The following is a 13755-nucleotide window of genomic DNA, read 5'->3' as shown; positions in this document are numbered from 1 at the left end:
TCCGTGGCTTTTTCTCGTGAGTCTGCTTTAGATGTTGCTAAGGTTTTAAGCGAATCGCTTCCTTACATTCAACGCTTTGCTGGTAAAACGCTGGTTATTAAATACGGCGGCAATGCCATGACAGATGAAAACCTACAAGCAGGTTTTGCGCGAGATATCGTTTTAATGAAAGCCATTGGTATTAACCCTATCGTGGTTCACGGTGGCGGCCCACAAATTGGTGAAATGCTTGCTAAACTGAACATCGAATCAAAATTCATCAATGGCATGCGAGTAACCGATACCGCAACCATGGATGTAGTTGAGATGGTACTAGGCGGTCAAGTAAACAAAGAAATCGTTAACTTAATTTGTGAAGCTGGCGGTAAAGCCATCGGCATCACAGGTAAAGACAGCCGCTTCATTAAAGCGAAGAAGCTTTTTGTGAAACACCAAGCGGAAGGCATGACAGCACCAGAACAAGTGGATATTGGCCACGTTGGCGAAGTCGCCAGTGTCGACACCAGCTTCTTAAAGTTCTTTGAAAACAGCGACCTGATTCCAGTTATTGCACCAATTGGTGTGGATGACGAGGGTAACTCTTATAACATCAATGCGGATCTTGTTGCCGGTAAAGTAGCCGAAGCGGTTGGCGCAGAAAAGCTTATGCTACTGACCAATATTTCAGGCGTACAGGACAAACAAGGTAATGTGTTAACTGGATTGAGCACAGCGCAAGTCGATGCCTTGATTGCTGACGGCACGATTTATGGCGGCATGTTACCTAAGATCAGCTGCGCGCTATCAGCAGTTAATGCTGGCGTAACAAGTGCTCATATTATTGATGGACGAGTTCCACACGCGACTTTATTGGAAATATTCACCGACACTGGCGTTGGTACACTAATATCAAACACCAAAGTTGGCGAATAAGATTTTTCGCTTTTGTTGATACTATCACTTAACGATACTAGCAATTAACAACACTGGTTAGAAACTGGACACGAAAAATGAGCAACAAGAAAAACGATCGTCGCACACAGATATTGCAAGCGCTCGCTCAAATGCTAGAAAGCAGCCCAGGAGCACGTATCACTACGGCCGCTTTAGCAAAGCAAGTTGGTGTGTCAGAAGCGGCGTTGTATCGTCATTTTCCCAGTAAAGCTAAGATGTTTGAAGGTTTGATCGAGTTTATTGAGGAAAGTCTCTTCACGCGCATCAACCGTATCGTACAAGAAGAAAGTAACGTGATTGCTCGAATAGAGATGATAGTCACACTAGTACTAGGATTTGCTGAACAAAACCCTGGTATGTGTCGTTTGCTAACAGCCGATGCGTTAGCAGGCGAAACTGAGCGTTTACGTGTTCGTATTACCCAAGTATTTGATCGCATTGAAACCCAGCTAAAACAAGTTATTCGTGAAGCAGACTTGAAACAGGGTTTACGACCTGCGATGGGCGTTGCGCCTTGTGCAAATTTCCTGATAGCTATTATCGAAGGAAAAATACGCCATTACGTTCGTAGCGAGTTCAAAGTTAAGCCAATGGAAATTTGGCCCGAACAATGGACAGTATTGGCACAGAACTTGATGCTAAATCGCTAAGGCTTGAGGAAAACCTCAAACCTTAGTATTTGTATTAGCATTAAATGCCGTATTGAAGGCGATATGCTTTAACGGCATCAAGATGTTTAGCAAATTCAGGAGAATCCTGTTCTGCCAAATACGTCATGATGTCATTTAAAGATACGATACTAATAACAGGCATACCGAAGTCACGTTCGACTTCTTGGATAGCAGACAATTCACCTTGGCCTCGTTCTTGACGATCCAAGGCGATAAGAACACCAGCCGGAAGGGCATTGGCTTGTTGAATAATAGCCATCACTTCTCGAATGGCAGTTCCTGCAGTAATAACGTCATCGATAATCATGACGTTACCAGCTAACGGAGCACCGACTAGAGAACCGCCTTCACCGTGAGTTTTTGCTTCTTTACGGTTGAAAACGTATGGTGTGTCTACATTATGATGATCATAGAGAGCAACAGCTGTGGTCGTTGCCAATGGAATGCCTTTATAGGCAGGGCCAAATAGAACATCAAATGGAACATTTGCTTCCATTAATGAGGTTGCGTAAAAGCGCCCTAATTTAGCTAATGCTTGCCCAGAACTAAATAGGCCTGCATTAAAAAAGTAAGGACTTACGCGACCTGATTTAAGCGTAAATTCGCCAAAGCGCAGCACGTTTTGTTCAATAGCGAATTCGATAAAGTCTCTTTGGTAAGGTTTCATGCCAACTCCAGAAAGATAATAAATAGTACACAACAAAGCGCCGCCAAGAACGAGCGAAGCCATGCCAACATTGGATAGGCGCTAATATAACACACGGCTAGGAATTGTAGGGACCAGAAATGAAGGTCATCAGCCTTAATGTAAACGGTATAAGACAAGCAGCAGAACGCGGCTTTTTTGAATGGATGGTTCGTCAGGACCCAGATGTTGTGTGTCTGCAAGACATACAGGCAGATGAACGCACACTAAATGACAGTGTGTTTTTCCCACCTGGGTATAACACATACTTCTTTGACTCGATGGAAAATCCAGAGCAAGCAGGTGTGGCTATCTATTGCAAAACCATGCCTAAAGCCATTATGACTGGCATGGGATTCCCTGAATGCGACTTTGAAGGTCGTTTTATTCAAGCGGATTTCGATAAAGTCAGCATTGGAGCTTTCTTGACACCTCACGGTTCAAACCACGAGGAAACGCTGCAAGAACATAAGTATCGTTTTATGGAAGGTTTTAAAAACCATCTCATTAAAACTCGTCGCAAGCGTCGTGAATTTATTTTCTGCGGTACAGCCAATGTTGCTCGTTCACCGATCGATGTGAGCAGCTGGTTCGTCAATCAACGTAACTCTGGCTTCTTACCAGAAGAACGTAAGTGGATAAATGAAATTTTCAATGAGCTGGAATACATCGACGCTTTCCGCCAAGTAAACAAGCAAGACAAGCAATATACTTGGTGGCCAGATTATGAACGTGCATGGAAATTAGATGAAGGTGGTCGTTTAGATTACCAAATCACCACTCCAGGCATCAAAAATCTGATCCAAGGCGGCACGATTTATAAAGGCCAACGATTTTCAGATCACGCGCCATTAATCATGGAATATAATATTGATTAAGCGCTGCATCAATTCCAATGAAAGAGCACAGTTTTTTCATTGGAATTGAAAATCAAAAACTAAAAAGCCCGCTAGGTGTGACTTTTAATATTTAAACAGTCAACACCAGCGGGCTTTTTTTTATGTATTAAACTGTCTATGGAGTCTTTGTAGAAAGTTATTCGTCCACCAGTGACTTGCTCTTCACTTTTAACTTAAGCTGATGAATTCCACCGACTGGAATGCTATAAGCATCGCTAAGCGCGTTACCAGCCTCGACACAGACGAAACGACGATAGTCATCATCTTCCATATCAGTGCGCTGCTTAGCAATTTCTGCACCTGGGTTCCACAACACAGTACTGTTACTACCTTCTGTGCTAATCACCAATCTTCTTTGCAACCCAGCATCTAGGATTTCACATTTTTCTGGAGCAGAAGTATACACCCTGTCCATGTGATCACATGGTGTCACTGCACCTTGTTGCAACTTCTGACTGCTATTATCAAACTTATCGACATAACTTACTTGATCTAAGCCATGCACTTCAGCCGTTTGGTTATCTGAAACATTAAAATAGGTGTGCAAAGCTTCGCTAATTAGCATCGGCTTATCGGATAGATTCGCCGCCGAGAAATTCACTCGAAAACCCTTATTAGAGAAACGAAAGACTTGTCGTAACTCAAAGGCAAATGGCCACATCTCTTCGATCAAAGGATGATCTTCTGAAGCCAAACGAATGACGATTTTCACATCACCATTTTTAAAACGCCCTGCCTCAATGAATTCCCAGCGAAAATAACGAGCAAGACCGTGTGCAGGGAAATCCGCATGCGTCTCATTAGCACCAAACCAAGGCCAACAAACAGGAACACCAAAGTGACGACGCCCAAAACGGCCTTCACCACCAGGATTTGTCGATTGAAATAACAGATCCTCTTGACCCGCAGGAATAAAACTCTCCAAATGCCCGCCCCATAAGGCAATGACCGCACTAAAGCCTGGTTGCTCAATGACGATCTCGTCGCACTTTCTTAAGCTTGCTGGGCGTATTTCACCACCCAATTCTTCCAACTCTTGCATCAGTCGGCCATTCATCAACAACTCCATTAAAGTAATTTCGTACGCCCATATTAACTTTAGATGCCATGATTACAATAGTTTGAGCTTATACTGACAATATAACAAAACGGATAACCTTGTTGTGTATCAATAAAGACTTAACCTGATCGCACTTTTACGCTATAAAACACAGCAACTTAGGGCACGTTTTCATTATCGTTAACGTATGCTGCTTTCATTTTAAAAGGTGTCATATTTTTTATGAATCAACAGAACGAACCCAAAATGGTCATTGGCTGCGACGAATGGTGCGCATTTCCTTCCCTTAATATCCCAGCGATTAAAGCACGAGTAGATTCGGGCGCAAAAACGTCATCAATGCATGCAATCAATATCGTACGTTTTTCTCGTGATGGTGAGAGCTGGGTAAGCTTTGAAGTTCATCCTCTACAAAAAAATCGTAAAGTAACCGTACATTGTGAAGCCCAGCTTGTTGATCAAAGAGTCATTAAAAGCTCTAGCGGAGACAAAGAAAGCCGCCCAGTCATTCGCATACCCCTTTCTCTTGGCGGTATATCATGGGAAGCAGAAGTCACCCTAACCAATCGAGACAGCATGGGATATAGAATGCTACTAGGACGAGAAGCAATGAATGGTCGCGTTCTAATCGACCCTGAAGGGCTATGCCTAAAGGGTGATAGAACAAAAGAAGCTTTAAAAGAGCTTTATCCTTCAAGTAAATAAAGCAACGACAAAAGGCTGTAATTACTCTTTTGAATACACAACAGACTGATTGCGGCCGTTTTCTTTCGCTTTATACAAGGCCTCATCAGATCGACCAAGCCAGTCACATGGAACCTTATCTGAACGACTTGCTTCAGAAATACCAAAACTCATAGTCACAGATATTTCATGATTTGCAGTTTTAATTTTCAGATCGGCGATTTTCTTTCGCACCGACTCACAGAAAAATAGAGCCCCGGCAGCATCGGTATTTGGCAACAAAATCACAAACTCCTCACCACCATAGCGCCCAACAAAATCTGTTTTTCGAATACTGCTGCCCAACACTTTAGATACAGCTTGCAATACTAAATCGCCAGCAGGATGACCATATTGATCATTTACTTTTTTAAAGAAATCAATGTCCGTCATGACTAAAGAATGGGACCCAGCACCACTCAAAAACATATCAAAAACACTATTCAGCTTTTTATCCACACTGCCACGGTTAAACAAATGAGTCAGCGGATCCATCTTACTGAGGAAGTCCAATTTTTGGTTAGCATTCGATAATGACTCTTTATTAGTCGCTACATCTGTCACGTCATAAACAACCATACAAACGAACTTTACCGTGCCATCTGCGTTAGTAATGGGACGTAAGGCGACGTTCTGATACATCTTGTCAGCCATACCAGTAATAGGACGATAACTTTTAAATGGGAAAAGATGGGGACGCTGTTCCCAGGAAATAAAAATTGAAGTCCGCAAGGCAATCACATTATCTAATTTTTGCTCAAGCCAATTGCTATTAATGCCTGGAAAAACTCTTAATAAAGATTGCTCTTTGGCGATAGAAGAACTGACACCACTGTGGTTTTCCATAAAGCTGTTCCACAGTTTAATTTCGTATTTGTCGTTCAATACCACTAGGCCTACGTCAATATGCTGCAGCATATCGAATAGCCAATGCAGTTCCATCATGTCTTCTGCGCTACTGCTCATGTATTTACTCTTCCTCAACCAAATAGGACAGTAAGTTTTCTAATACGGATACAGAGTCTTCTGTAAACAACATCATCAAATCACAACTAATTTGGTAGTTTTCAACTTCATAAACAATTTCAACGGATAACGTACGCTTCCATTTGGCTCTTTTTGCGTTAACCAAATCGGATACTTTGACATGCTGCGCAAGTAAGGCCGGGTGACTATGGCTAAAATCGATATTTAGCTGCTTACCAAATGCATCAATAAATGGTCCAACCAATACGGACGATACGTCCATTAGAAGTTCCACTTCAACAATACTATCGATCGCTTCCGTCACATTAAGAAGTTTTGCCATGTCAGGAAAACTAGAATCACTGAAAATAAGCAGTGTTTCAAATGCAATACCAGAACCAACAAAACCTTGTGAAACCGCTGAACAGCTGTCATCTTTAACACTGTAATCAAGTGCCATTTGCAGTTCGCCAACCTCCAAAATATTAACTCTCGGAACCGGCAATTTAATAAATACATTCAGCATCTCTGCTAAAACACTAGCAGCACGCCCCATGGCAATATTCGAAATTTCTTGCAAGCATTCATTAAGCGTAAACTGCTCTGCAGCTGTAGGCTGATCGACAACAACCTTATTTTGCTTATCATCATTATCAGTTGAAAAAAGTCCCAAAGAAATTAGTAAGCTACGTAGTTCTTCTGCGGATGCTGGCTTTTTATGAAAGGCAATTGCTCCCATATCCTTTACCCGCTGAATGGCCTTTGGTTGAACATCACCAGACACAACGATGACAGCAGGTGACGGATTAAAAGACCGCAAGACTTCAAGGGTTTCATAGCCGTCTTTCACCGGCATATTTAAATCTAAGAATAAAATATCAAAAGCAGAAGACGATAATATATCCAGTGCTTCTTGACCGTCTTCAGCAAACTCGACTTCGACATCCCAGTCTATCGGTAATATTCTTGCTAATTGCTTACGCGCAATTTTTGAATCGTCACAAATCAGTACTCGTGTACTCATTACCACTCTCTTTTTGATCAGTACCATATACTACATACTATGACACTTAAGACCTTGTTTTTAAAAACACAAAAATGTTACGTCACGTAACCAGAATTAATCCAAACCGCATTTAATTATCTTATTTAAAGATAGCACAAACTTTTTTTGTCACTTAAGTCTGTGAATTTAAACAAAAGACAACAAAGCTCTAGCAACTAAACGCTCATCGTACTTATGCTGCTTTTCAGTAATCAATGGCGTTCTTATAACAACAACATTTAGACCATTCAATAATTGGCTGTCTAGCTCGCCATAATTATATGAATCATCAAGTAACAGATAATCCAATGCTGAGTACAAACCAGTAACCTCTGTATCGGCCATAACCGTAGAAACTAAACGTTTTACTCGCTCCATTAATGACAAGCCATGTTGCTCTGGGTCAGTACCCAAATTGGGCAAATACACTTTAGGGTTAGGGTTTTGGCAAATCGATCTACCAACACCCTCGGGCAAAAGATTGGCAAGTAAACTGCTATAAAAGCTACCTGGTGGATAACAAATCAAGTCAGCACTTTCGATGGCGTCTTTACGATCATCCGCGATATGACAATTCGTCGGCACAATATTACGTAAACCTTTGTTTAACCACATTCGCTTTATCGGGCTAGACAGTTCATCAGTTTCTTTTCCCGTAATCCTATGCTGCCCTAAGACAATTTCGCCGCTATCAAGTTCGACACCCAAATGCAAGCTAGCATCCAGTGTCGTTTTCACTTCGCCTAAAGCTTTAACTAATCGCGAAAACAAAAAAACGATCGGATCCAACTGCTGCTGATTATTTAAATATCCACCAGCCATTATCAGATTACCAATACTGGCACCGCGCAAATCAAAATCAGCATGAATACGTGCTTGAGTCACCGCTAAATGCGTTTGAATCAAGGCTTTCATCGGGTTAGGAATACACTCAATTAACGGATGCTCACCCAACACCAACAACTGCAACTGCTCTCTTAATGCTAACGCTTCCGCTTGCTGAGGAAGACGATGCGTAAATAAATCATATACTTCTGGCTGACCCATTACGGTTTCATCTGCTAACGCCATTAAGCGACTGCGCAAATCTCCGACCGCAGGAATATCAAATTCAGCACGCAATCGTGCAGAACTGCCACCCGAATCAAAAGGTGTCACTAAGTGTACTGAATGATGAGTGTATTCTTTAAACACTCGACTAATTTTATTCAAAGCCGAGCCACCACTAAAAAACAATACCTTTGGGCCTTGCTCAGGCAAGCTCTGATAACGATGAACACGGACGAGATCAGGCATAATCATACGACGCCAAATACGCATAGAGCTTGTCATACAAATCCTCATCTATATAAAACCAAAATAGAAACAACGTTATAATAGCAAATCAAAAAACAAAGCGTTGTGACAATATATTTAAATGGGTGAGTATTATCTTCCCATCCTACAGGGTGCTAAAATGTCTAATGAGAAATAAACAATAGCACGTATTACCAACAGGAAACGTCATGGAAACCAAAACCTCGGGGTCATCACTTAGCAAAGCGTTAAACATGCTCAACCATGTTTGCACGTCTCCGGTACCCTTACGTTTTGCTGAATTAGTTGATCTTTCAGAACTCCCTAAAGCTACCGCTCATCGGCAATTAAACACCTTACTCGAACATGGTCTAGTCCGCTTCGACGAACACAAACAAGCCTATTATCCAGGGTATGGATTACTTGCTCTTGCTCATCGCACTTGGGCTAATTTAGATATTCGAGATATTGCCGCTGAGCCGATGCGAGACTTATGGTCAAGCACACAAGAAACCATTCACCTTGCTGTCCTAGATGGCTCTGATGTGATTTATATTGATAAGCTAGAAAGCCCAAAAAGTCTGCGGCTGTACTCTGCAGTTGGCAAAAAAGGTCCTGTCTATTGCACAGGTGTTGGTAAAGCCATGCTAGCTTTTTTACCAGACGATAAACAACAAGCAGTCATCGACACTCAAGCATTTTTTCGCCACACAGAACATACATTGACCTCTTCTGAAGCCCTAAAAGCCAATCTAGAACTTATTCGAACAACGGGTATTTCTCTCGACTTAGAAGAACATGAAATAGGTATAAAGTGTGCAGCGGCACCGATTTTCAATTCACGCAATGAAGCCGTGGCAGCCATTAGTGTGACAGCTCCCGCTTTTCGTACCAACGATGACGTTTATGAAGAAATGAAAGTACAAGTCAAACAAGCAGCAGATACCATTTCAAAACGATTAGGCGCCTGCGAATAAGTAATAAAGACACTTTATTTTCACAGGGAAAACGATCATGGCAATGACAGGCTTACTAGCACTTCTTGATGACATCACTACATTGCTGGACGATGTTGCTGTTTTCTCCAAAGTCGCGGCCAAAAAAACCGCCGGCGTACTAGGTGATGATCTTGCGTTAAACGCCGAACAAGTTTCAGGTGTCAAAGCAGATCGTGAATTGCCTGTCGTCTGGGCGGTGGCCAAAGGCTCCTTTCTTAACAAACTAATTCTTGTGCCGTTAGCGCTAGCCATCAGCGCGTTTATACCTTGGCTGATTCAGCCTTTATTAATGGCCGGCGGCTTGTATCTGTGTTTTGAAGGCGTGGAAAAAGTCCTTCACACTTTTAAAGACAACCATGAAGAAAAAGAAATACTAAGAAAAAACGTCAAGCAAGCGAACTCAGCGAAAGAGCTATTAGCCCTAGAAAAAAGCAAAGTGAAAGGCGCTATTCGTACCGATTTCGTTTTATCGGCCGAGATTATCGTTATTGCCCTTGGCACCGTGGCGGGACAAAGCTTATTAACACAAGCCATTGTCGTTAGCCTGATCGCCGTTATTGTCACCGTCGGTGTATATTTCTTGGTTGGGTTAATCGTGCGTCTTGATGATATTGGCTTACACCTAAACCAATCAAACACAGTATTCGTCAAACAACTTGGTTTAGTCATATTGAAAGGCGCGCCAATGCTGATCCGCCTTTTGACCATCGTCGGCACCATTGCTATGTTCTTAGTTGGCGGCGGTATTTTTGTTCATGGCTTGCCAACTTTGCACCATCTTGCTGACATGGCAGTGTCTGGTGAAATCGCCCAAATCCCACTTGTTACAGGCTTAATAAACACAGGCATTAGCTTCTCAGTTGGCTTAATTCTAGGTGGCGTTGCCGTTGGCATTGCTTCACTTCTCAATAAGATAAAAGATAACAAGAAAAAAACCTAAGAAACCACACGACAAGCAATAATTTAAGCTTGTCGTGCAGAAAGAATAAACTCAGCTAGTTCGGCAAAACCCAAGCCGCCCGGTTGCGTCGTCTGATAACGAGGATGGTGACGCATAATCGACAAGTGCTCGGCGATATTTGCCACACCGACACTCAGTGGAAAACGAGCAAACATACTTTCATCGTTAGGCGCATCACCAACGTAAAGCACTTGCTCTTGCTGCTGCACTTCACTTAATCCATACACATCACCTAACACGCGCTGCGCCATGGAAAACTTATCGTAACCTTGCGAACACACATTAATGTGTATCGAACTAGCCTTAGCGTTTAAGCCCATAGCAATCAGAGCTGCCAAACAAGTCTCTTTGTCGGCTACTGCAGCGGGTTTAACGTCTTGAGCGTAATCAATTGCCACGTCAGTGAGTCGATAAGCTTGGTCTCTTGCCAAACGTAAACGCGGGAATTGGGTTAGAACCTGATTCACTTGAGTCAATATATGCGCTTGCTCTGCACGCATTTCTGACTCATCACGCCAGAAAGAGTACGTCAGATGACGGTCTGCAGTTCTACCAATAAAACATGCGCCACCTTCTGTAATCACCCCATCAACAGGAAGTGCTCTGGCAATCATATCAGACCAACCAGCACAACCGCCTGTTACTGGAATCACCTTAATGCCATCCGCTTCCAGTTGCGCCAGAGCCCGCAATGTCTCAACAGGCAACTGACCTTCCCATGTCAGCGTGTCATCGAAGTCGGTTAAGATAAAACGCAAACCTTGACATGCACTTTTATCTATAGAGGAAAGTTCTAAAGCAGAAAGCTCTAAACCAGAAGAGCCTAACGAAGAAGAAACAGATATCGACATATTCGTCCTAAGAACAGAGTTGAATTTGAACACCATGAGAGGTGAGTAAATGGGTTTGCGATTCGGTTAGCACATCACTAAAAAGCCAATCTATCGCCGAAAAAGGCTGTACCCGCGCCATTGCTTTGCGTCCCCACTTATGTTGATCGGCGACCAACAAACTGTGACGACTTTGTTCAACCAACACTCGACTTACCGCCGCTTCCTCAGGGTCAAAATCCAATATCCCTTGATCTTCATCCATGCCTCCACAGCCTAATACGCCGTAGTCGAAATAGTATTGGCGCAATCCAGATAAGGTCTCTTCACCAACTAAATCATGATGACGATGGCGTAATTTTCCTGCCAGCACACGCACTCGAACATCAGGGTAATCACCCAAGATGCTCGCCACGGTTAAGTTGTTGGTAAAGACTTGCAAATTATTATGCGACACCAAAGCTTTCGCCACGTATTCGACCGTTGTACCGATACCTAAAAACACCGAGGCGCCGTCAGGAATAATCTGTGCAACCTGAGCAGCAATCACTTCTTTCGCATCACTGTTCAAAAATTGACGATGATCAAAAGGCAAATTTTCCGTACTAGAAACCGGAGCAATACCGCCATGAGTACGACGAACAAGATGACGCTCAGCAAGCTGATTAATGTCTTTACGAATGGTCTGTGATGACACGTTAAAACGTGCCACCATGTCTTCCACCAATAATGCGTCTTCTTGCTGTACCCAGTTTAAGATCTGGTTTTGTCGCTCATTCAAACCCACAAAATAGCCCTAGTGAAATTATTAAAAAAACAACTCAGCCACAGAAAAGGCTAAGCCGATAAAAAAGCAAACTTCGTTGGGTCATCGGTAATTACCGCATCCATTCCCCATTCCCAATGCGCTTCCACTTTTTTAGGATCATTAGCGGTATAACACAGCAATTTATATCCAGCCGCTTTTACCGCTCGCGCCTGAGTTTCGGTCAATCGTGAGTAATCACAATTCAAGCTATAGGCTTTAATAGATGCAAGCTGCTCTTGCCAGTCATCTGGGATGTATTCATACAAAGGAGCAAGATGTCGCTGGGCATCAATCTCATAACAAAGCTCTAACGCCGCTAAGTTAAAACTAGAAATCATCAACTTATTGTTGTCTTCCCAGTGATCACGCAACATCGCCATGACCGCAGGCACAATATTTTCCACGTCTGCGCTATCGTGTTTAATCTCAAGGTTCAAACCAAGGCCCAACGATTGAATACATTCCAGTGCGTCCAATAGAGTTGGCACTTTCTCTCCAGCGAATTTTTCTGAGAACCAAGCACCAGCATCCAATTCAGCCACTTCAGTAGGACGAGCATCGCGAGTTAAGCCAGTCCCATTGGTGCAGCGATCCAGTGTGTCATCATGAAAAATAACCAGACCACCTTCGGCAATTAAATACACATCAATTTCTACCCAAGTCGCGCCGACTTCGGCTGCCGCTCGAATAGACGCCAAGGTATTTTCTGGCGCCAATAATGCAGCACCACGATGCCCCATTACTTTGGTATTTAGTACCTTATCTTTAACAATATAACCTGTTGAAACACTGCCGTTTTCCATATCGACCTCACAATCGTTGTTGAGTTTTTGCGTCAAATAAGTGCCAATGCGACACTGGCGCCGTTAACCACATAAGGCTATTCACCTCCGGTAAATGTGGCCCTGATAAACGTACCACCATCGGCTCGCCATTACCTAATTCAGTCTCTATTTTGCCGTGAATTAGAGTCTCTGCTCCCAAGGATTCTACTGCCAGTATACGCAAAGCGAAATCGGCGTTATGCTCATCGCTCACTTCTAAATGCTCGGGACGAATCCCCCAAACAATACCCCCTCGATGTTGATGAGAAAGCGGCAACGTTAAGGCTTCAGAGATTTTAATACCTTGCTCTGTAAGATTTGCATTGATCAAGTTCATCGACGGCGAGCCAATAAACGCTGCGACAAAAGGTGTTGCAGGTTTATTGTATAAATCCATTGGCGTACCAATTTGCTCTGCCTTCCCTTTGTTTAACACCACCAAGCGATCCGCCAAGGTCATGGCTTCCACCTGATCGTGGGTAACATACAAGGTCGTAGTGCCTAACTTGCGCTGTAACTGACGAATCTCAACACGCATCTGCACTCGCAACTTAGCATCTAGGTTAGACAAAGGCTCATCAAACAAAAACACTTTCGGATCACGCACCATAGCGCGCCCCATGGCAACACGCTGACGCTGCCCGCCAGACAACTGACGCGGCTTACGCTGTAGCAATTCGGTTAAACCCAGCATTTTTGCTACATCACTGACTTTCTCTGCAATTTGGTCCTTTGGCATACCGCGGTTTTTCAGGCCATAAGCCATGTTGTCGTACACAGACATATGCGGGTACAAGGCGTAGTTCTGAAACACCATGGCGATGTCACGTTCAGCTGGTTCTTTTTCATTCATGCGCTCGCCACGAATGCGTAGCTCGCCAGTCGAAATGCTTTCTAACCCCGCCACCATGCGTAACAAGGTAGATTTGCCACAGCCTGATGGACCAACTAAAACAATAAACTCACCTTCTTCAATCGATAAATCTACGCTTGGAATCGCGTGATAACCATTAGGATAGGTCTTACCAACTTTTTCTAAAATAACGTCCGTCATTA

Annotated in this window: 15 protein-coding genes; 6 read left to right on the top strand and 9 right to left on the bottom strand. The window is 43.1% G+C overall.

Annotation, left to right across the window (positions count from 1 at the left end; genetic code table 11):
* The first annotated feature begins 3 nt into the window (after positions 1 to 3).
* Together argB and slmA are read left to right on the top strand one after the other, a co-directional pair.
* On the top strand, positions 4 to 912 hold the full coding sequence (gene argB / locus TY87_RS07150; protein WP_072838846.1) for an acetylglutamate kinase: 909 nt from the start codon (positions 4 to 6) through the stop codon (positions 910 to 912).
* A gap of 77 nt (positions 913 to 989) precedes the next feature.
* The gene (slmA, locus tag TY87_RS07145; RefSeq protein ID WP_011978449.1) at positions 990 to 1583 is read left to right on the top strand and encodes a nucleoid occlusion factor SlmA; all 594 of its coding nucleotides are present in this window, start codon (positions 990 to 992) and stop codon (positions 1581 to 1583) included.
* Between the two features lie 40 nt (positions 1584 to 1623).
* Here slmA and pyrE read toward each other — a convergent pair whose 3' ends face one another.
* Positions 1624 to 2271, bottom strand: a complete 648-nt coding sequence (gene pyrE, locus TY87_RS07140; RefSeq protein WP_011978448.1) for an orotate phosphoribosyltransferase — start codon at positions 2269 to 2271, stop codon at positions 1624 to 1626.
* 119 nt (positions 2272 to 2390) lie between these two features.
* Between pyrE and TY87_RS07135 the strand changes: the two genes are divergently transcribed.
* Entirely contained in the window at positions 2391 to 3167 is a 777-nt protein-coding gene (locus TY87_RS07135) for an exodeoxyribonuclease III (protein WP_072838845.1), read from the top strand.
* 157 nt (positions 3168 to 3324) lie between these two features.
* Here the strand turns inward: TY87_RS07135 and TY87_RS07130 are convergent, their stop codons facing one another.
* A complete protein-coding gene (locus TY87_RS07130; protein WP_100186540.1) occupies positions 3325 to 4245 on the bottom strand; it encodes a D-hexose-6-phosphate mutarotase in 921 nt (306 codons plus the stop codon).
* A gap of 225 nt (positions 4246 to 4470) precedes the next feature.
* On the opposite strand from TY87_RS07130, the gene TY87_RS07125 reads away from it, so the two are divergent.
* A complete protein-coding gene (locus TY87_RS07125; RefSeq protein ID WP_100186539.1) occupies positions 4471 to 4953 on the top strand; it encodes an ATP-dependent zinc protease family protein in 483 nt (160 codons plus the stop codon).
* A gap of 21 nt (positions 4954 to 4974) precedes the next feature.
* On the opposite strand, the gene TY87_RS07120 is transcribed toward TY87_RS07125, so the two are convergent.
* The 3 genes from TY87_RS07120 to TY87_RS07110 all read right to left on the bottom strand — a co-directional run bounded on the left by TY87_RS07120 (position 4975) and on the right by TY87_RS07110 (position 8314).
* A complete protein-coding gene (locus tag TY87_RS07120) occupies positions 4975 to 5937 on the bottom strand; it encodes a GGDEF domain-containing protein (RefSeq protein ID WP_100186538.1) in 963 nt (320 codons plus the stop codon).
* A 4-nt stretch (positions 5938 to 5941) separates the two neighbouring features.
* Complete coding sequence (locus TY87_RS07115; RefSeq protein WP_198432053.1) at positions 5942 to 6961, bottom strand: response regulator; 1020 nt, start codon at positions 6959 to 6961, stop codon at positions 5942 to 5944.
* 168 nt (positions 6962 to 7129) lie between these two features.
* Positions 7130 to 8314, bottom strand: coding sequence for a GAK system CofD-like protein (locus tag TY87_RS07110; protein ID WP_100186536.1), 1185 nt, complete (start codon positions 8312 to 8314; stop codon positions 7130 to 7132).
* A gap of 173 nt (positions 8315 to 8487) precedes the next feature.
* Between TY87_RS07110 and TY87_RS07105 the strand changes: the two genes are divergently transcribed.
* Together TY87_RS07105 and TY87_RS07100 are read left to right on the top strand one after the other, a co-directional pair.
* Positions 8488 to 9255, top strand: coding sequence for an IclR family transcriptional regulator (locus TY87_RS07105; protein WP_072838839.1), 768 nt, complete (start codon positions 8488 to 8490; stop codon positions 9253 to 9255).
* A 37-nt stretch (positions 9256 to 9292) separates the two neighbouring features.
* Positions 9293 to 10216, top strand: a complete 924-nt coding sequence (locus TY87_RS07100; RefSeq protein ID WP_100186535.1) for a DUF808 domain-containing protein — start codon at positions 9293 to 9295, stop codon at positions 10214 to 10216.
* Positions 10217 to 10239: 23 nt separating this feature from the next.
* On the opposite strand, the gene TY87_RS07095 is transcribed toward TY87_RS07100, so the two are convergent.
* The 4 genes from TY87_RS07095 to TY87_RS07080 are packed head-to-tail and all read right to left on the bottom strand — an operon-like array spanning position 10240 to position 13753.
* The gene (locus tag TY87_RS07095; RefSeq protein ID WP_100186534.1) at positions 10240 to 11088 is read right to left on the bottom strand and encodes an HAD family hydrolase; all 849 of its coding nucleotides are present in this window, start codon (positions 11086 to 11088) and stop codon (positions 10240 to 10242) included.
* 7 nt (positions 11089 to 11095) lie between these two features.
* Positions 11096 to 11854 carry a DeoR/GlpR family DNA-binding transcription regulator gene (locus TY87_RS07090; protein ID WP_100186533.1) on the bottom strand — a complete coding sequence of 253 codons (759 nt, stop codon included), beginning with the start codon at positions 11852 to 11854 and terminating at the stop codon, positions 11096 to 11098.
* A gap of 50 nt (positions 11855 to 11904) precedes the next feature.
* On the bottom strand, positions 11905 to 12678 hold the full coding sequence (locus TY87_RS07085) for a glycerophosphoryl diester phosphodiesterase (protein WP_100186532.1): 774 nt from the start codon (positions 12676 to 12678) through the stop codon (positions 11905 to 11907).
* A 7-nt stretch (positions 12679 to 12685) separates the two neighbouring features.
* Positions 12686 to 13753, bottom strand: coding sequence for a sn-glycerol-3-phosphate import ATP-binding protein UgpC (locus TY87_RS07080; protein WP_100186531.1), 1068 nt, complete (start codon positions 13751 to 13753; stop codon positions 12686 to 12688).
* Between the last annotated feature and the right edge of the window lie 2 nt (positions 13754 to 13755).

It is taken from the genome of Marinomonas sp. BSi20584 (assembly GCF_002792415.1).
Lineage (GTDB): Bacteria > Pseudomonadota > Gammaproteobacteria > Pseudomonadales > Marinomonadaceae > Marinomonas > Marinomonas polaris.
This window is presented reverse-complemented; position numbering and strand designations above follow the sequence as displayed.